Genomic DNA, 18,358 nt, shown 5'->3' with positions numbered 1-18,358 from the left:
ATTCAACGAAGGGCTACCGCCTGCGGTCGCAGAGGAAAAACTCAATTCAGTGTCCGGGATCAGTTGACCACTACAGTAATCGAGCTTTCCAGAAACTTTAGCGCAGTCGAATTTAATCACTACATATCCTATGAATTCAGCTAATCGTGGTATGCGGCGCAAGACCAGCAAGGCTGGAAACAGCTTTCCAGACAACTCGCGCAGACCCTATAGCCCCATAGAGGGGACTATAGGCCTTCGAATGGGGCATGGCAATCTGACTTCATGCTCCATTTGTTGGAGCCTTCCATGCTGTCTCGCTAAGCACTCGCGGCTGTCATCCGCGCTCTCCGAGCGTTGAAGGGGGTGAGTCAGGGAGAATTGCCTGCAGATCGCAAGCACCTCTACAAACTCGAACCCGGTTTTTCGGACATCAGTCTTGATATGCTCGTGCAACTGGCGCGGTCACTTGAGATATCGCCCTCAACGCTGATGGTTATACTGCAGGCAACTGATCAAGCGTCTACGTCTGACTCTGTAGTTGATAAGGTTAGAGCCGAGCTGGAGGAATTTGGCCGGTTGGGCGGGCCCGCCGAATTAGCGCGGCAGGTTGAACTGGGGGGAGAGCAAGCCAGGAACGCTGCCAGGGAGGATCGAACAGCTGCTATCCAAGCATGCAAAGCCAGGGGCCTCACCCAGCGAGAGACAGCTGCTGAGCTAGCGCTTTCAAAATCCACGGTCGCCAGGGCTTGGTGACAGCAATCCATTGCTTGCGGCTATTTCGCGCAGAGAACATTTGTACTCCTCGCGTATTTACAGCACGCCTCGAGGGGCACTGATGCCGTTGATTCCCCTCCGGTCGTCAAACGACAGCTGAGCGATGAGGAGGTGGCCTGGAACACCACTGGCACTGTTGAGTACCAAGAACTGGCCAAGAGATGCCTGGAAAACATGAAGGCTTGTTAGCCTGGCCCGCACTCATGTGCGAGCGGGCTCTTGGGGACTACTGTGTAATTTGCCGATTGATTTTCAACAAATACGCATTATTTTCCGCTGTCAGTTGGTCGAAACTGCTCTCGCCTACATGGTTAGCGAGTGTCGTGATTATTTCATCGCGCCGTTTAGGAGCGACCACACGATCTGCTCTCAGCAACGCTGCGCCTATCTGCGCAGCCGTCAGATCCGTGCAATAAACAGGGTTCCCAGGTTGCTGACGCCAAGAATCCAAAAGCGTGCCTGACGGGACTGCGTCAAATCCAGTTTGGTCGACTAGCTCACATACAATGGCCACGCCCGCCTTATCATCGCCTGCGATAGGCAGAGCAATCCTTTCCTGTACTCCCTTGGCATGCCCCAGGTCAGCCAAGCTACCTGCGAGTATGGTGTTCCATGCCTTCACAACAGGCCGCCCAAGCTGTTCACACACCCAAAGACTCTCGATTTGGCCTTCCTCAAGGGCGTCTACGGAACCGTCGCGGTGTGGGTAATAGTTAGACGTATCGGCAACGATTGTTGTCGACGGTGCTTGGGCAAGGATCGGCTTTAGATGCGGAATTTGTGTGAACGGGACGGAAATGATTACGACATCAGCAGCCGTGACAGCTTGCTCAGGTGTCGCAGCTTTAACCCCCGTTTCGGCGGCAAAATTTTCCAGCGACTGGGGGCCGCGAGAGTTCGCCAGGTAGACATCGTGCCCTGCCACGCGCAGCTTTCGCGCCAAGGTAGCACCGATGAGTCCACTGCCTATGATGCCAATTTTCATGAAAATCAAACCTCTCAACTATTTGGTTCTGCTCGGTCTCGGAGAGGAACTGTCGGCGATGAGCGCTAAACTCTCGCCAAAACGGATACACCCTCCGGTTAGTGAATTGATTATATGGAGTGTTCCTCCGTATAATCAACCCCTGCTCAGCGCCCAGGAAAGTCCAATGTCCGGCAAGCTACAAATCGCCCGACCGCCTCGATCCGATGCACTGCGAAATCGCGCCAACATTCTTGGGGTCGCGATCAAGCATTTTCAGGATTATGGTACGGGAGCCTCCCTGGAAGGGATCGCCAAGGAGGCCGGTATCGGGGTCGGTACGCTCTATCGCCATTTTCCGCAGCGCGAGGATCTGATCGCCGCAGTGTTGCAAACGCGTGAGGTTGCCTTGGGCCAGACCATTGAGCGCTTAAATGCAATGGCGGATGCAAAACAATCCTTGCAGTCGTGGATAGAGGCCTTGAACGAGTATTTGACCAGCTTCGATGGTCTGGCTGATCCACTCAGCCGCGCGATGATGGCGGCGGAATCTTCGTTGGCCATTTCCTGCGACTGGCTCGTTGGTGTTACTGAACGATTCCTGACTGCCGCTCAACTAGCGGGGTTTGCGCGCAAAGACCTGAAGGCGCGTGACTTGTTTCTTCTGGTACTCGCTTCATCTTGGGTAACCCGCTCCGTTGTCGCCGATAAGCAGAGCTTGAGATCCGTGCGTACCGTGATTTGGGATGGAATCCAGGCAGCGAGCGCAGGACTGTCGCGGCAGTGAATTGCGCCTTACATCTCGCCGCCTTCGGCAGCTTTGGATTGGTAGAGCCCCGTCACAGGTAGCTTTCGGCCCAGAGTGTGTAAAAACGCCTTCACGAATCCTTCGCTATGTTTTCTGAGAATTTCATCGCAGGGATCGTCCATGAAGAGCTTTATCCAAGGTGAACATCGAGGCCAAGGCACCTTACCGTAAGCGTCTGCCCAACACATCTTGCTCAATGTTCAGCGTTTGTCTGGGAGTAGGAAATCTACCTCGTAGATACCCCGTGCCGCACGGATAGTCACAGGGTGTGTGACTGGCCTTACGTCACTCAACTCCCATGCGAGCCAGCCATCCTCAAAATTGCTTGCACAGGCCGCTTGCATGTCAGCGAGGATGAAGGGGCGCACGGCTTTCACGCACACAATTGCGACGGCAGTACCGTTATCGTCTTCGTCCCCATCGTTATGGAGAAATCGCCCGTTTTCCACAATCAGGAGATCCTCGGAAGGATCTAAGTCTGGATGCCAACGACGGACTTCGAGGGTTTTCTCGCCAGAAGCGATTCGGCCTCCACTGGGCCGTACAATTGATAACGCCTTTATGGTTCTCTCCTAAAAACTAGACGCTTGGAAAATAGTCGCTTCGATAGGATTCCACCTATGCGGCAGAAGCTCGGCGATCTCACTTGCCCGCTGCGTCGGCAGGCGTGTAAGAACATCCTTCAGGTGTGCATACGGATCATGCCCATTGAGCCGCGCAGACTGGATCAAACTCATGATCGCTGCGGCACGTTTACCACTGCGTAGCGAGCCTGCGAACCACCAATTCGAGCGGCCAAGAGCCCACGGCCGAATCTGATTCTCGCACCAATTGTTGTCGATGGGCACAGCACCGTCATCAAGATAGCGCGTTAGCACTATCCGCCGTTTGAGGCTGTAATCAAGGGCCTTGGTGATGGCCGCCCCCTAAGGCACAAGCTGGCAGGCAGGCCCGAGCCTGCTAAAACCCAGCTGCTGGAAGCCGGCGCCGCGACGCTGCAGTCCAAGCCGCCCATTGAGGCCATCAACGCCTACCTGGATGGCTTTCACTTATACAGCGGGCACCCGAATACTGAAACAGCTAGACACCTACATTGCTTAACAGTCCCGCGTTAAACAGACCGTGGCAAGAAGTAAGCTGCAGCCAGCATTGAGACATGGCCAGCAAAAGTCCCACTTTGCTGATTAGTGCCTACATCAAGCGCGCTCTGTTCCGAGCCAGACAACCGCATCTTTCCAAACACCATTGGTTACGAGTTCTTCTAACGTCTCTAGTAACAACTTTTCCCAGCTCAGTGCAAGGCGGGAACGGCGCCTGTCCTTTAGCGTAGTGATCGACACGACCGACCTAATTCCAGGCCTTTCGATGGAGTGTCCAACCAGCGTACCGCGAGCGATATCCTCCTGCACAGCAGCGTGCGCCAGGATCGAGAAGCCCTGCCCTTCCGAAACCAGCTTTTTGGTCAGGTTGACACTGTCCACCTCCAACATCGTCTTGAGATGAAATCCATTCTGTGCAGCCACTTGCTCTAAAAGCCGTCGATTACTGTGTGGCAGCCCCGGCAGTATTAGTGGGAGCTCCGCAAGCTCGGCCAGCCTTAAAGATCTGATTGAGTCACCGGGCGGGCCGACAAGCACCATGGGCTCACTGAAAATCGGTCGCACATCGAACGCCTCGACGAGAGGCTGGTTATAGACCACCGCGACCTCGATCCTGCCGCTGAGGAGCCATTCCTGCAGGGATGTACTGAGTCCCTCCAATACATGGATAGTCGCTTGGGGCCAGCGCTGCTGGAATTTGGCAATAAGCTGGGGCCCGACCACGGTTCCCAGTGTGGGCGGCAGACCAATAGCAAGGTGGCCGCGCTCTATAGCTGCGGCATTGCGTACGTGGTCAGAGGTCTCTTCTGCAAAACGAAGCATGACTTCCGCACGCTCCAGGAGCCTGGAACCCGCCTCGGTAAGCTCCACGCCTTTGCCATGCCGGATGAACAGAGATACTTGGAGCTCTTCTTCGAGCTTCGCTATCTGGCGGCTCAGTGCGGGCTGCGCGATGAATAGCTCGCGGGCGGCTCGGCTGAAACTGCCGCAGTGAGCCACTTTCACAAATGACCTCAACTCTCGAATATCCATCACAATCTCCATGCTCTGTGAGCATAGCTTTTTATCAAAATAAGGTTTTTGCGCCTACCCCCTCATTTTTCTATGCTCAGGGCATATAGCTTGGTTGAGGGTTTGGCCACCTCGGCAAGCAATACGACAAGAACAATTACGCCCGACACGGGCGAGGACAAGCCATGAAGCAATTGAAGAAGCTCCACGTCCAGGTGCTGATAGCCTTGGTCGCTGCCATCATCTTGGGCTTTGCTGCGCCTGAATGGGCGACTGCGATGAAACCAATCGGCCAGGCATTCATCGCCCTTCTCAAAATGATGCTCGCCCCCATCGTTTTCGTCACTCTCGTGCATGGGCTCAGCCATGTTCAAGACATGCGAAAGCTGGGCCGGCTAGGTATGAAATCTCTCCTGTACTTCGAAGTAGTCAGCACCATCGCAATGATCATCGGGTTCATCCTGGTGAACGTCGTCCAACCTGGTGTAGGACTGCATGCAACCAGCATGACCGAGTCGAGTGAGGCGATCAAAGCCACCTCGGCAGCGGGAAGTGTGTCCATGATCAGTTACCTTCTGAGCCTTATTCCCCATACCTTGGTCGACGCTTTTGCCAAGGGCGATATTATTCAGGTTCTGCTTATCTCCGTGTTGACAGGAATCGCGATCAACCGTGTGTGTGGCCCGGACTCGGTAGCCGTCAAGGCTATCGATGAGGCGCAGAACATTCTGTTCAAAATGCTGAGCTTCATCATGAAGCTTGCACCACTGGGTGCCTTCGGCGCTATGGCTGCCGCGATCGGAAGCTACGGGGGGGATACGCTCCTCTACCTCCTCAAACTCATCGCCGTCTACTACGCGGCATCGTTGATCTTCGTGTTTGGCATCCTGGGCACTATTAGTTGGTCTATCGGGCTACCTTTCGGCAGTGTGCTGAGACTGATCCGCGATGAAATCCTGCTGGTGTTTGGTACAGCATCCGGCGAAGTTGCATTCCCTCGCTTGGTCGAGAAACTCAAACGTAGCGGCTGTGACGAAGTGGTAGTTGGCTTTGTCCTGCCAGCGGGCTACAGCTTCAATCTCGATGGCACCGCGATCTATATGGCGATCGCCATTGGATTTATCGCGCAGGCAACCGACACCCCCTTCTCGCTCTGGCAACAACTGGGCCTGCTGGCAATCCTGAGCATCACCTCCAAAGGCGGCACGACCGTGGCGGGCGGCGCCTTCATCAAACTCGCTGCCACCCTGCAATCGGTGCAGACCCTGCCATTGAGTGGACTTGGCCTGTTGTTCGGAATCGACCGGATCATGGCCACCGCAACCGCGTTGACCAACATTGTGGGTAACACCATCGCCGTATTCGCTATCGCTCGCTGGGAAGGTGCTTTCAATCCCGAAGACTTCAAGCGCGAAACTGGCCGAGCGCCGAGCCGCAGCCTGTTACGCCCTCCTGCAAATGCACAACCCGTAGATCGATCAGAGCCCTTGGCTAAATCACAAACTCAGTCGTAGTGCTCTTGAGGAATTAGTAGATGAAACGTTTACCTCCAGTTGATCCCGACAACCTGAGTGCTGCACAACAGGTTATCTATGACCGCATTGCCAGCGGCCCCCGCAAAGGCGTGCGCGGCCCACTCGCCATCTGGCTGCACCGCCCGGAGCTGGCTGAGTGTGCTCAAGCGTTGGGACGGTTTTGCCGCTACGACAGCAGTCTTGAGCCCCGTTTATCGGAGCTGGCAATCCTGATGATGGGGCGGCATTGGCTGGCCGAATACGAATGGGCCGCGCACAAACCCTTTGCGCTGGAAGCCGGGCTGGCCCCGCACATCATTGACGCCATCCGAGATGGTCGCGAGCCCTCTTTCACTCAGGCTGATGAAGAGCTGGTTTACCGCTTTATCCGAGAGCTGCATGACCATCGCAGTGTGAGCGATTCGCTCTATCAACAATTCGTCGAGCTGCTGGGCAATGACGCGGCTGTCGATCTGGTCGGTATCGCGGGTTACTACACGCTCATTTCAATGACCATCAAGGTGTTCGACGTCCCGCCGCCCGTCGGTGTCGCTCCCGAACTGCCTACCACTCTTATTTAAGGATTCTTGCGATGTCTGAAGCATTTCAAAAAAGCGACCGCCTGAAAGGCAAAGTGGCCATCGTGACCGGCGCAGGATGCGTTGGCCCTGGATGGGGCAACGGTCGAGCCGTGGCCGTTTTGTTCGCACTGGCAGGTGCCAAAGTGTTCGCGGTCGACCGCGACTTGAGCACCATGGAGGAAACCCTAGGCCGCATCCGTGAAAACGGTGGTGATGTGACACCTCATACCTGTGATGTCACTGACGGTGCAGCTGTGAAGGCCATGGTTGTTGCTTGTAAAGAAACCTACGGCAAAGTGGACATCCTTGTGAACAACGTCGGTGGCTCTGCAGCCGGTGGCGCTGTGGCTCTGAGTGAAGAGAAATTCGACGAGCAGATCGCGCTCAACCTCAAGAGCGTATACCTGACCTGCAAACACGTCCTCCCGCTGATGGAAGCTCAGGGCAGCGGATCGATCATCAACACGGCCTCTACCTCCGGCATTCGCTTCACTGGCTCTGCGCAAGTCGCTTACGCCGCAAGCAAAGCCGGCGTAATCCAACTGGGCCGCGTCACTGCCGTTGAGTACGCGCCAAAGGGTGTTCGCGTGAATACCGTCGTACCTGGACAGCTGCACACTCCAATGGTCGAAGTTCGCCTCGCTGGGCAACGCACCGGTGGTGATGTCGACAAACTCCTCGACTCACGCTTGGCGCGTATTCCCTTAGGGTTCATGGGGGACGGCCGGGACACCGCGTTTGCGGCTCTGTACCTGGCAAGTGATGAGTCGCGCTTCGTGACGGGCACCGAGATCGTCGTTGATGGCGGGATGACCGTACGCTGTAACTGATATCAGGGGCGGCTTCGCTGCCCCATTTTTCTCCTACAACAAGAGCCAGTTCCATGGACGATCATTCGAATTTTCAGGCATCTCGCCGCCTGTTCATCAAACGCATGTCGATCGCCGCCGCCGGCGCCAGCCTTTTCGGTGGAGCTTTCGCCCAGACTTACGGAGCCACCATGTCCAGTCCATCTACACCGTCTGGAATGTGGGATTGCCATACCCATATCTACGGCCCATGGGATCAATTCCCTCTCCCAGCAAATGCGGCTTATACGCCTGCGCCCGCCCCTTTCAGCCAACTGCGTGCGCTGCATCAGAAGCTCGGCATCGGCCGGGGCGTTCTCGTACAAGCTGCGCCTTATGGCACTGACCACTCCGCGATTCTCGCAGCGATTACCGAGAGCGGTGGCGACTATCGGGGAGTCGGCTTGATCGACGAACAAACTGCTGACGCTCAGATTCAGGAGCTACACGAGGGCGGGCTGCGCGGCATCCGATTTAACCTTATGGGCCATCTCCCCGGCGCGCGCGATCCCGTAGCACTACGGCATCTGGCGGAGCGGGTTTCTGCATTCGGCTGGCATGTGCTGGTTCATGGAGAGCTGCCAAGCCTGCTGCCATTTCTGGAGCAGTGGAAAGACCTCAAGACCCCCCTCGTTATCGACCACATGGCTCGACCGGACTTTACCCAGCCTATCGACGAAGTCGCATTCACAGAGCTGCGTGAACAGCTAAGGCGGCCTGATCGCTGGATCAAACTCTCCGGCGTCGACAGAGCCATGCAAGGTAAGCCGGCCCCTTGGCCACAGGCAACTGATCGAGTGCGTCAGCTCTTGGAATGCGCACCCGAGCGCGCGATATGGGGATCAGATTGGCCCCACCCAAACATAAAGGGCCCTGCTCCGGATGACGGCCAACTGCTCAACTTCATCGAGCAGGTCTGTGACAGCTCAGCTCTGAAGCAGGCGGTTTTGGTCGACAACCCCAATCGGCTCTACCGCTGAAAGGTCAGCCCCTCCGGCAAACACAGCTCAACTCAGGAGATCAACGAATGGACGACATCCAATGGCGACCAAGCGCCCGCGTGCCCGATCCGGCAGTACGGGAGCTTGACCCACGCTTCGCTCACTATCGGCTTGCTCATGCCAAGGTCGAGCGTCTAGCAGGCGGACTGCGCTGGGCGGAAGGGCCTGCGTGGTTTGCTGATGGACGATACTTGTTGTTCACCGACTTGCCTAATGACCGGATCATGCGCTGGGATGAGGCCAACGGCACACTTGGAGAGTTCCGTCAGCCGTCCAGTCAAGCCAACGGAATGACCCGTGACCGCCAGGGTCGGCTGCTGGTCTGTGAACACGGCGGACGGCGTGTTACTCGAACCGAGTATGACGGCTCCATCACAATCATCGCCGATAGCTTCGACGGCAAGCCCCTCAACTCCCCTAATGACATTGTCGTCAGATCCGATGACAGCATCTGGTTCACCGATCCACCGTTCGGGCTGATCAGTGACTACATGGGTCGCCAAGGAACGCCCGCTCTCCCAGCCAACGTCTATCGACTAGACCCGTCGGGCGCGCTGAACTGCGTAGCCGAGAATGTCGAAGGGCCAAACGGGCTCGCATTTTCTCCGGATGAGAAAATTCTTTACCTGGTCGAGTCCAGAGCGCGCCCCCGCCGGATCGTTGCCTACAGCGTCGATACGCAAGGCTACCTCAGTGATCGTCGCGAGCTGATCGACGCGGGTACCGGACTGCCTGACGGTCTGCGGGTGGATGTAGACGGCAACCTTTGGTGCGGATGGGGTGCACCTGAGCCGGGCCTGGACGGCGTGAGGGTTTTTGCTCCAGACGGCTCCGCTATTGGCCATATCGACTTACCGGAGCGCTGCGCAAACCTATGTTTCGGCGGCCCGCGTGGCAACCGACTACTGATGGCTTCAACCACCTCTTTGTATTCGCTGTTCGTCAACACTCGCGGCGCCTGAAATGCGCCCCATCGAAGGTAGCTCTATGAAAAAAACAAAAAATGCTCCATTGCTGGTCTCTACGGGCCTTGCCGGCCTGCTCACGCTCTCTCCGCTGGTCGGCGCGGCCGAGCTGAAGATTATCGCCAGCGGCGCGCTGAAAGGAGCAATGGCCCATCTTCAGCCGGCTTATGAGAAGGCTAGCGGGAACACATTGGCGATAAGTTGGGGCCCCTCCATGGGGGATTCCCCCGAGTCGATTCCGCAAAGGATCAAGCATCAAGAGCCAATGGATCTGGCGATCATGGCCAGTGAAACCCTCGACTTGCTCTCTCCATCCGGTGCGTTCGATATGGCCACGCGCCGAGACATTGCCGACTCACCTATCGGTGTGGGTGTACCTCACGGCCATCCACACCCAGACGTCTCTACCGTCGAGGCACTGAAAGCCGCGTTGCTGGCCGCAAATAAGGTTGCCTATTCCCAAGGTGCAAGTGGCGTGTTTATCCGCACGGAGCTTTTTCAGCGCTTAGGCATCGCGTCTGACCTGCAAGGCAAGACTGTAGAGATACAGGGCAAAGAGCTGGTCGGCACCGCGTTGGCCAGAGGTGAGGCTGACATCGGAATGCAGCAGGTCAGCGAGCTCAAGGTCACGCCAGGCGTCGACTATCTGGGCCCACTGCCAAAAGAAGTCCAGAAGGTGAGCCGATTCTGCGCAACGGTGGCGAAGCAGACTTCCAATGCCACTGTGGCCAAGGAATTCGTGGCGTTCCTGTCTAGTCCTGCAGCACATCATCTGCTCACCGAAAGCGGTCTGGAACCTGTTAAATCATCATTGAGCCAAGGGGTACAAAAATGAAAAAAATTTCCCGCTTCGTTATCGCCACTTCCCTCAGCCTCATGGCGACCGCAGCCTTTGCTGACGCCTCTTTGAAGAAGGAAGTCGTGCATTACGACAATGTTCAGATCGAAGTGACATCGCAAGGGACAGGGCCTGTAGTCGTAATGCTTCCTTCGTTAGGTCGCTCGGGACGAGATTACGACCAGGTCGCTCAATACCTGCAGGCTGATGGGTTCCGGGTAGTAAGACCAGAGCCACGTGGTATCGGCGAAAGCAAAGGCCCGATGGAGAATCTCTCAGTACATGATTTCGCTCGGGATGTGGCTGCGGTAGTCGAGCATGAAAACAAAGGGCCCATCGTAGTCGTCGGTCACGCCTGGGGGAACTTCGCTGCACGTATGCTGGCTGCTGAACGTCCCGACCTCGTTCGCGGCGTAGTCATGGCAGCGGCCTCTGCCGGAAAAGTACCACCAGGCTCCACCGAAAAACCCATCAACGCAGAAATGCGCCAGGCAATTGATGGGGCCGGGGATTTATCGCTAACCAAAGAGCAGCGGCTGACTTATCTGAAGAAAGCGTTCTTTGCTCCCGGCAATGATCCCACTGTATGGCTCGATGGGTGGCACGATGAGACCCATGAGGCAGAGTCGCATGCAAGAAACACTACTCCCGTTGACGATTACTTTGCTGCGGGTACCGCCCCAATCCTTGATCTACAAGGGGAGGCAGATACAGTCGCACCAAGACGTTTTTCGGGCGTGCTGAAAAGCATGCTGGGTGACCGTGTTCAGGTCGTGGTTCTCAAGAACGCCGGGCACGCGATGGCGCCCGAACAGCCCAAAGCAATGGCTGACGCAATCGCAACATTCGCGAAAACACAGTACGCGCGATAACTTCGAGCGAGTCATGAAACAGGCGCCGTATGGCGCCTGTTTTTTTCCTCAGCGAAACTACCTGTTCGCTCACACTCCAAAAGCTACCCGGCCTCGGCTCCCCAGCATGTACAGAGGAGCTCATCGGTCAGCACTCTTTGACGACCTTTTGCAGCACCAGAGTCAAGATTGTCGCGAGACATAGCATCCCAGCCATTGCTATCAATCCCGAATTGAAAGAGTGGGTCATGTCCTTCAATACGCCTACCGCATAGGGCCCTACCAAGCCTCCTAGACTTCCTACCGCGTTAATGAACGCGATACCCCCTGCTGCGGCCTGTTTGCTCAGGAACGTTGCCGGAATGCTGTAAAAGCAGGTGCGCACCGAACTTAGCCCTATCAGCGCAATTGTCAGGCCCACCAAGGCAGGAACCAAATCACTGTAAATCACCGAAAAAATGAATCCTGCCGCACCCACCCCGCAGGTGATCGCAAGATGTCGGATGCAGCGACGCTTGCGGGCCAGGATTTTCGCCCAAACCAACATCGCCAGACTTGCGATCAGGTAAGGGATTGCCGAGACCCAGCCAATTTGAGTGGTAGTAAGTGAATGGGTTTTCAAGATTTGAGGCAGCCACACCCCAATGCCCAAAATGCCAATGATGTAGCTGAAAAGGATGGCAGCGAGCAGCCATACTCGGACGTCGCCGATTGACTGGCGAAAACTGTGAGCGCCCTTCGACTCGTGCTCCTGATCGAGCGCCGCTTGAAGCGCTTCACGTTCCTCTAAAGTGAGCCAACGTGCATCAGTTGGTTTGTCGGCTAGCATTTTGAGGCAAATGACACCCAGGACACATGCAGGCAAGCCCTGAAGAACCAGTAGCCATTGCCAGCCAGCGAAGCCCAAAAGCCCATGCATACTCAGCATCACGGCAGAGAGCGGCCCGCCCAGAACGGACGATATGGGGATAGCGAAAAGGAACCAGGCCATCACACGAGTTCGGTACTGCACCGGAAACCACAGGGAAAGAAAGAAGATCACACCTGGGAAAAAACCCGCTTCTGCAATCCCTGCCATCAACCGAATGATCGCGTAGCTTGTCGGCCCTTGCGAGAATGCTGTGGCGGCTGAGAACAATCCCCAGGTAATCATGATACGGGCCAGCCATCGGCGCGCTCCAAATCGATACAGAGCCAGGTTACTTGGAACTTCGAAGAGGCAGTAGCCGATATAAAATATACCCGCCGCAAAACCGAATTGTGAGGCTGTCAGGCCTAAATCTTCGTTCATTGTTAACGAAGCGAAGCCAACATTTGTTCTGTCGAGGTAGTTGAAAAAATAGGCGATCGCCAACAGAGGGATTAGTCTGATCGCGGCCTTGCGGCAGGCGCTCTGTTCCAACGATTCACGCTCTGATACATCCTGAGCAGCAAGATTAGTCATAGTTTACCTATTGTTGTTGTAGGGGGTCGGCGCGAGCTTATTGCACCGCAAAGCGCTCTAGCCAAGACCTTATTCCCATAACTAGCCATACCCCTTCGGCATAGCGAGTTGTCGTTTCCTCACTGAAATCGAAAGCCATCAGCTCATACCTTTCGGGCATAGATTGTCATCAGCAATCGGCATTTGAAGTTCCTGGAAAGTTGTTCGAATGTGCTTTGGCAATGGCTATTGACTTCTACCAACAAAAAAGGCCCTTTATGCAATTCAGTCGAATTTTTCCTTCATCTGTTTTTGCAGGTTTAATCGCGCTCAGCGCCGCAGCTAAAGCTGACATTTCTGCCCATACCATTTCTGCCGAAAAGGGCAGCGTCCACATTGAGGCGCTCGTTCAAGGGAAAGGCCCCGTGATCGTGATTCTGCCCTCTAAAGGTCGAGGCGCTCACGATTACGATGAAGTAGCCAACCACCTCGCTAAAGATGGATTCAAGGTCATTCGCCCGGAACCACGCGGAGTCAACGGTAGCCGGGGGCCAATGGATACACCCTCCTTGCATGATTTTGCCGCTGACGTTGCGCTCGTCATGGATCAAGAGCATTCAGGGCCAAGTGTCATCGTGGGCCATGCTTGGGGTAGCCAGCCGGCACGGGTGTTGGCGGTTGATCGTCCAGACCTGGTAAAGGGAATCGTTTTAGCGGCAGCATCGATCGGCAAACTCCCGCCAGGTTCGTCGGAGAAACCTTACGGCCGCATGATTGTGGCCATTAAAGGAGCTGGAGACTATTCCCTCCCGGAAGCACGACGGATCGAATATCTACAAGAGGCGTTCTTTGCACGGGGCAACGACGTACGCCCTTGGCTAACCGGTTGGTATGACAAAACACATCAAGCTCAAGATCATGCTCGTGATACCACGCCGATCGACAACTATTGGTCTGGCGGAGATGTCGTTCCGATCCTCGACCTGCAAGGCGAGAAGGATGCGGTGGTGTTGCCAAACATTCTCAAGCCAATGCTGGGCGCAAGAGTCGAGCATAAGACGATTAAAAACTCGGGCCATGCAATGGCGCCAGAGCGACCGCACGAGATGGCTGAGGCAATAGCATCCTTTGCTACTCGCGTGTACCAGAAGCAGTAACTCGCCTTTGTCCGGGATACCAGCGATTTCAAATCGAGGGTATACGGCCCGCTATTCTCTCCGGTAATGGCTGACTCACCGCGCCTCCTACTCGTTCTGAGGCGCGGACAAGCCCAAATTCGATCCTGGATGACACTATGGACACGCCACCAAACATGGGCACTGTGACAGAGGCAGCTCAAGCTTTGCTTCTTGTTCTACTTGAGCCACCTTCCACTCTTGAGGAAGAGTTCAACGACTGGTATGACCTTGAACACTTCCCTCAACGCACAGGGGTGCCAGGGTTCATTGCCGGAGAACGGTGGGTGGCTACGTCAGGATGGCCGCGTTATCTGGCACGCTACAAGTTGAAAGATTCACAGGTGCTCGACTCAGCGCAATACCTGGCTATTTCGGGGCCTAGAAATAGCCCGTGGAGTCAACGGATTTTACCTAGAACCATCGGTCGAGAACGCCTTGCTCTGACTGTGTGTTCTCAGCGAACTACCCAACACACCCCCTCCTCCCTGTGGCTGATCCGGTGGCCGATCAGAAACTCACAAAACTGGGAGCGTCTGATCCGGACTGCTACTGACTTCATCGAGCAGTTGGAAGGGGTCATCGAGTATCAGTGGTGCAGAGATGCAGACACTGTGGTCTGCGTCCTGGGATTCGACTGCATCATTGCCCCAGAGGTTTTAACGCCGCTGTGCAGGGTCAATGGAGTAGGGAGCAATCTGATGAACAGCTATGTGCGCTACCGTCGGTGACAAGAAAGCATCATTCAGAAGAGGTCGTCGTTCCACGCTCGATGAGTGTGACCGGCACCGTTATTTTGTGAGCTTCGGGCAGCGTTTCAACGAGCGCGAGCGCACCGCTCACCAGGGCTTCGATGCTTTGATCGAAAGTCGTCAACTCGTGAGCCTTCCATGCGCTCATCGGAATGTTGTCGAAACCAACTACCTGAATATCCTCAGGAACGCGTCGTTTCCAGACGTGCCTGATAGCGTCTATCGCGCCTAATGCAACGAGATCATTTACGCAAAATAGCCCGTCAATGTCCTTGTCTGCCTCCCACAAAGCCAAAGCGCCGTCATAGCCCTCTTCGTAACTGAATCCACCCACTGCGCTGACAGGCTTGGAAAGTTTCACGCGTCTGGCTTCCGCTATAAATCCAGCTTCGCGATCATTCTGAGGATCACTGTCGCGGCCGGCAAGATAGGCCAGGTGAGTACAGCCCCTCTGCTTCAAAAAGCGCGCGGCCTGAGCGCCTGCCTCGAAGTTGTTGGACGATACAGAGCCGATGTACCCCCCCTCGACTTTGGAGTTGATCGTCACGATGGGGATTTTGTACGTGTTCAACTGGTCGGCAATGTCGTTCGAACGAATGCCCAAGGCACTGAAAACGGCGTCGATCCGGTAACGAGCCAGGTCTCCAACCACCTCATCCAACGCGCTGTCACTGTCTGCCTGAACCAGCATCACCTGGAATTTACGCCGCCGAAGAGCAGCAGTCAGCTGTTCCAAAAATCGCGTAAAAAACGGGTTATAGAACCCCCCAACAATGACAGCGACGATCCCCGACTTTCCCGTCTGCAAAATACCTGGCAAGGCATTGGGTCTGTAGTTCAGCTCGGCAGCCGCCTGCAGTACACGCTCTTTGACCGAGGGGGAAACGTTAGCCCCAGCGCTGAAAACGCGGGAAACCGTAGATTGCGAAACGCCAGCTCGATTCGCCACATCAGTCGACGAAACCGGGCGTTCGCTTGGCGTAGTGCCAGGAGACAAGGGTTGGATTGGAGTCATGACGCGGACGTTACCAATTGTTGCATAGCTATTCAAGGGTAGGTATTTTGAATAGCTATGCAGCGACACTTCGTCGCAGAAACTGCCTGACATAACCATCTCAATGGAGCCATCAGGCTTGCACAACCCAGATCAGCAGCGGTCGGCAGCAGGCTCCTCGTAGCGATGACCGACTAAGCCCGCCACATCAGCTGATACCCCTAATCCGCCCAAGAACTCAGGCGGCTCACAAGCACCTACAGGAAACATAATGGCAAGCTTTGGAAACACCAGAAAGAAACGGGCAATAGGGTGGGGAGGCAAACTCCTGGCTGTAGCCCTGGCCCTCTTCGGGGTATACCTCGTGATAGGAGGCACATGGTTAGTTGCCCTAGGTGGGAACTGGTACTACGCAATCGCCGGCTTGTTGAGCCTGGCATGCGCAGTCGAACTTGCGAGGGCTAAGGCATCAGCTATTGGCTGGTTCGCCGCCCTGTTTTTTTTGACCTTGCTGTGGACGATCTGGGAGTCCGGCACCCGTTATTGGGGGTGGATCCCGCGCTTCTCCCTGGTTCTGCTGTTCGCCATCGCGTTCTCTTTCCTACTCACAACGCTGAACAGCAGAATCTCGAAGTCACTTTCTCGCAGCGTTACTGCCATCCTCGTTCTTGGATTGGTTGTGGCAGGTGGCCTCGGCTTCGTACCGCATCACGTCACCCCCGCCACCAACGTGCCCGACAGTGTTGAAGGCGCTTTTGCGACCGATACCGGCCCTGGCCCGAGTGCGCAAGTCCCGACAACGGAATGGACTGCATACGGTGGAAATCAGGCTGGGCAGCGCTTCAGTTCCGCCTCCGAGATCACGCCGCAAAACGTGAAGAACCTGACACTGGCGTGGTCTGTACATGCTGGGGATCTTCCAACTGGATCCCGCTGGGGAACTGAAAATACACCGCTGAAGGTTGGCAATACGCTCTACGTCTGCACCGCACTGGACAAGGTGGTAGCGCTAAATCCTGCTACGGGCGAGCACAAATGGACGTTTGACCCCAAGATCGATCACGACGCAATCCCTTACACGCCCGCTTGCCGATCACTCGCTTATTACGATGGATCGCCAGCGAACGGTACCGCTGCATCTACTACAAGTGCATCATCATCCAGTGCCTCGGCGTGCGAACGTCGGATCATTCTGGGAACGTTGGACAATCGAGTGATTGAGGTCGATGCCGGCAATGGTCAGCGCTGCACGGACTTCGGCAAGAACGGTGAAGTCTCGATCCTTGAAAACATGGGCCAAACCTACAAAGGCTACGTTGCAATTACCTCCGGGCCCGTTGTTGTGCGAGACACTGTTATCGTTGGTCATCAGGTTGTGGATGGCCAACGTGCGTTCGGGCCCCCGGGTGTTGTAAAAGCCTATAACGTCAAAACCGGTGAGCTGAAGTGGGCTTGGGACGCTGCGGCGCCATACGATCCTGCGCCTCGATATGGTGATGACGCCTACAAGCGTGGCTCACCCAATGTCTGGACGACGTTCACCGGAGATAACAAGCTTGGCCTTGTCTACCTCCCGGTTGCCAACGCTTCTGGCGACTACTACAGCAGCTCCCGCACCGCCGAGGAGCTCAAGTTCTCGCCTTCACTCACCGCGCTCGATGTAGAAACCGGTATGCCACGCTGGACATTCCAGACTACGCATAACGACGTATGGGACTACGACGCTGCCTCCCCTGCGAGCATGATCGATTACCCCGCACAGAACGGTCAGCGGGTGCCTGCGATTGTCATGCCGACCAAGAATGGTGAGCTCTACGTACTGAACCGGGAGACCGGAGAGTCACTCTTCGGTGTGGAGGAACGCCCTGCCCCGCAAGGCGGTCTGGAACCTGCGGCGCGCGCCAAAACCCAACCGTATTCGCTCTTCAACAGCATGGCGCAGCCAGACCTCACGCCTGAAAGCATGTGGGGACTGACACCTATGGATCAGTTGTTCTGCCGCATCCAGTTCCACCAGGCGAACTATCAAGGTCGCTACACGCCGCCGGACATCGGTAAACCGATTATCGACTATCCAGGCTACAACGGCGGTACGGACTGGGGCGGCGTCGCGATCGACCCAACACGCGGCCTGATCATCGCAAACTATAACGACATGCCTAACTACACTCACCTCATTCCCCGAGCTATCGCCGACAAGCTGGGTTGGAAAGCAGCCGATGTCATCAGCGCGTCCAAGGACACGCTTGGGCATGCTGAGGGTGCGAGCGACCCGCAGGAAGGAACTCCCGTAGCTGTGGACGTAAATGCTGGATGGCAAAACAAGTTCACAGGCATGTTGTGCAAAGAGCCTCCCTACGGTGGCATCCGAGCAATCGATGTCCGTAACGGTCACACCGTATGGGATCGGCCATTGGGTACCGCGCGTAAGAACGGGCCGTTCGGCCTGCCTACCGGGTTGCCGATCAACATTGGCACACCTAACAACGGTGGCTCAGTCGTCACTAAATCTGGACTGGTATTCGTCGCGGCAGCCACTGACGATCTGATTCGCGCGATTGACATTCGTACAGGCGAAACGATCTGGTCGGCACCGCTACCCGCTGGCGGCCAGGCCAACCCAATCGTTTACGAGGAGAACGGTCGTGAGTACGTCGTCATCGAAGCTACAGGTCACCACTTCATGAGGACAGGTAAAGGCGACTACGTGCAAGCGTACGCCCTTCCGAAATAATCAGCAGAGATTCATCACCCCCTCCAGTCAAGGGAATCAACTC

General features: G+C 55.8%; 16 protein-coding genes and 1 pseudogene. 11 read left to right on the top strand and 6 right to left on the bottom strand.

The features are described 5' to 3' along the window. Nucleotides 1-982 precede the first annotated feature (982 nt). Nucleotides 983-1,741, bottom strand: coding sequence for an NADPH-dependent F420 reductase (locus AC3WJP_RS13460; RefSeq protein WP_493721797.1), 759 nt, complete (start codon nucleotides 1,739-1,741; stop codon nucleotides 983-985). On the opposite strand from AC3WJP_RS13460, the gene AC3WJP_RS13455 reads away from it, so the two are divergent. Next, nucleotides 1,740-2,507 (top strand): TetR/AcrR family transcriptional regulator, encoded by a 768-nt coding sequence (locus tag AC3WJP_RS13455; RefSeq protein WP_493721796.1) that lies wholly within the window; start codon nucleotides 1,740-1,742, stop codon nucleotides 2,505-2,507. The genes AC3WJP_RS13460 and AC3WJP_RS13455 overlap by 2 nt on opposite strands. Before the next feature lie 221 nt (nucleotides 2,508-2,728). Here AC3WJP_RS13455 and AC3WJP_RS13450 read toward each other — a convergent pair whose 3' ends face one another. From AC3WJP_RS13450 to AC3WJP_RS13440, 3 genes and pseudogenes are all read right to left on the bottom strand, one after another. Beyond that, the gene (locus AC3WJP_RS13450) at nucleotides 2,729-3,076 is read right to left on the bottom strand and encodes an ASCH domain-containing protein (RefSeq protein ID WP_493721808.1); all 348 of its coding nucleotides are present in this window, start codon (nucleotides 3,074-3,076) and stop codon (nucleotides 2,729-2,731) included. A 24-nt stretch (nucleotides 3,077-3,100) separates the two neighbouring features. Then, a pseudogene (locus AC3WJP_RS13445) lies at nucleotides 3,101-3,454 on the bottom strand (IS66 family transposase); the annotation flags it as partial. Nucleotides 3,455-3,724: 270 nt separating this feature from the next. Next, on the bottom strand, nucleotides 3,725-4,660 hold the full coding sequence (locus AC3WJP_RS13440) for a LysR family transcriptional regulator (RefSeq protein WP_493721795.1): 936 nt from the start codon (nucleotides 4,658-4,660) through the stop codon (nucleotides 3,725-3,727). Between the two features lie 164 nt (nucleotides 4,661-4,824). On the opposite strand from AC3WJP_RS13440, the gene AC3WJP_RS13435 reads away from it, so the two are divergent. Genes AC3WJP_RS13435 through AC3WJP_RS13405 form a run of 7 tightly spaced genes read left to right on the top strand, consistent with a single transcriptional unit; the run spans nucleotide 4,825 to nucleotide 11,258 of the window. Beyond that, a complete protein-coding gene (locus AC3WJP_RS13435; RefSeq protein WP_493721794.1) occupies nucleotides 4,825-6,153 on the top strand; it encodes a cation:dicarboxylate symporter family transporter in 1,329 nt (442 codons plus the stop codon). Nucleotides 6,154-6,173: 20 nt separating this feature from the next. Further along, on the top strand, nucleotides 6,174-6,734 hold the full coding sequence (locus tag AC3WJP_RS13430; protein ID WP_493721793.1) for a carboxymuconolactone decarboxylase family protein: 561 nt from the start codon (nucleotides 6,174-6,176) through the stop codon (nucleotides 6,732-6,734). A gap of 11 nt (nucleotides 6,735-6,745) precedes the next feature. Further along, nucleotides 6,746-7,564 carry an SDR family NAD(P)-dependent oxidoreductase gene (locus AC3WJP_RS13425; protein WP_493721792.1) on the top strand — a complete coding sequence of 273 codons (819 nt, stop codon included), beginning with the start codon at nucleotides 6,746-6,748 and terminating at the stop codon, nucleotides 7,562-7,564. Nucleotides 7,565-7,617: 53 nt separating this feature from the next. Continuing rightward, nucleotides 7,618-8,562 carry an amidohydrolase family protein gene (locus AC3WJP_RS13420; protein WP_493721791.1) on the top strand — a complete coding sequence of 315 codons (945 nt, stop codon included), beginning with the start codon at nucleotides 7,618-7,620 and terminating at the stop codon, nucleotides 8,560-8,562. 47 nt (nucleotides 8,563-8,609) lie between these two features. Beyond that, a complete protein-coding gene (locus AC3WJP_RS13415) occupies nucleotides 8,610-9,545 on the top strand; it encodes an SMP-30/gluconolactonase/LRE family protein (RefSeq protein WP_493721790.1) in 936 nt (311 codons plus the stop codon). 25 nt (nucleotides 9,546-9,570) lie between these two features. Next, nucleotides 9,571-10,383 carry a molybdate ABC transporter substrate-binding protein gene (locus tag AC3WJP_RS13410; RefSeq protein ID WP_493721789.1) on the top strand — a complete coding sequence of 271 codons (813 nt, stop codon included), beginning with the start codon at nucleotides 9,571-9,573 and terminating at the stop codon, nucleotides 10,381-10,383. Beyond that, nucleotides 10,380-11,258: an alpha/beta fold hydrolase gene (locus AC3WJP_RS13405; protein ID WP_493721788.1), complete on the top strand. Its 879-nt coding sequence runs from the start codon at nucleotides 10,380-10,382 to the stop codon at nucleotides 11,256-11,258. Before AC3WJP_RS13410 ends, AC3WJP_RS13405 begins: the two co-directional genes overlap by 4 nt. Nucleotides 11,259-11,385: 127 nt before the next feature. Here AC3WJP_RS13405 and AC3WJP_RS13400 read toward each other — a convergent pair whose 3' ends face one another. Next, nucleotides 11,386-12,681 carry an MFS transporter gene (locus AC3WJP_RS13400; protein ID WP_493721787.1) on the bottom strand — a complete coding sequence of 432 codons (1,296 nt, stop codon included), beginning with the start codon at nucleotides 12,679-12,681 and terminating at the stop codon, nucleotides 11,386-11,388. Nucleotides 12,682-12,902: 221 nt separating this feature from the next. Here AC3WJP_RS13400 and AC3WJP_RS13395 point away from each other — a divergent pair, with 221 nt between their 5' ends. Both AC3WJP_RS13395 and AC3WJP_RS13390 read left to right on the top strand, forming a co-directional pair. Further along, entirely contained in the window at nucleotides 12,903-13,817 is a 915-nt protein-coding gene (locus AC3WJP_RS13395; RefSeq protein ID WP_493721786.1) for an alpha/beta fold hydrolase, read from the top strand. Nucleotides 13,818-13,954: 137 nt separating this feature from the next. Beyond that, a complete protein-coding gene (locus AC3WJP_RS13390) occupies nucleotides 13,955-14,566 on the top strand; it encodes a hypothetical protein (protein WP_493721785.1) in 612 nt (203 codons plus the stop codon). 10 nt (nucleotides 14,567-14,576) lie between these two features. Here the strand turns inward: AC3WJP_RS13390 and AC3WJP_RS13385 are convergent, their stop codons facing one another. Continuing rightward, nucleotides 14,577-15,695 carry a LacI family DNA-binding transcriptional regulator gene (locus AC3WJP_RS13385; protein ID WP_493721784.1) on the bottom strand — a complete coding sequence of 373 codons (1,119 nt, stop codon included), beginning with the start codon at nucleotides 15,693-15,695 and terminating at the stop codon, nucleotides 14,577-14,579. A 157-nt stretch (nucleotides 15,696-15,852) separates the two neighbouring features. On the opposite strand from AC3WJP_RS13385, the gene AC3WJP_RS13380 reads away from it, so the two are divergent. After that, entirely contained in the window at nucleotides 15,853-18,315 is a 2,463-nt protein-coding gene (locus tag AC3WJP_RS13380) for a membrane-bound PQQ-dependent dehydrogenase, glucose/quinate/shikimate family (RefSeq protein ID WP_493721783.1), read from the top strand. Nucleotides 18,316-18,358 lie beyond the last annotated feature (43 nt).

The sequence above is a fragment of the Pseudomonas sp. GW821-FHT01A09 genome (genome assembly GCF_058986725.1).
The sequence above is the reverse complement of the archived record's forward strand: the minus strand, read 5'-3'. Positions and strand labels throughout refer to the sequence as shown.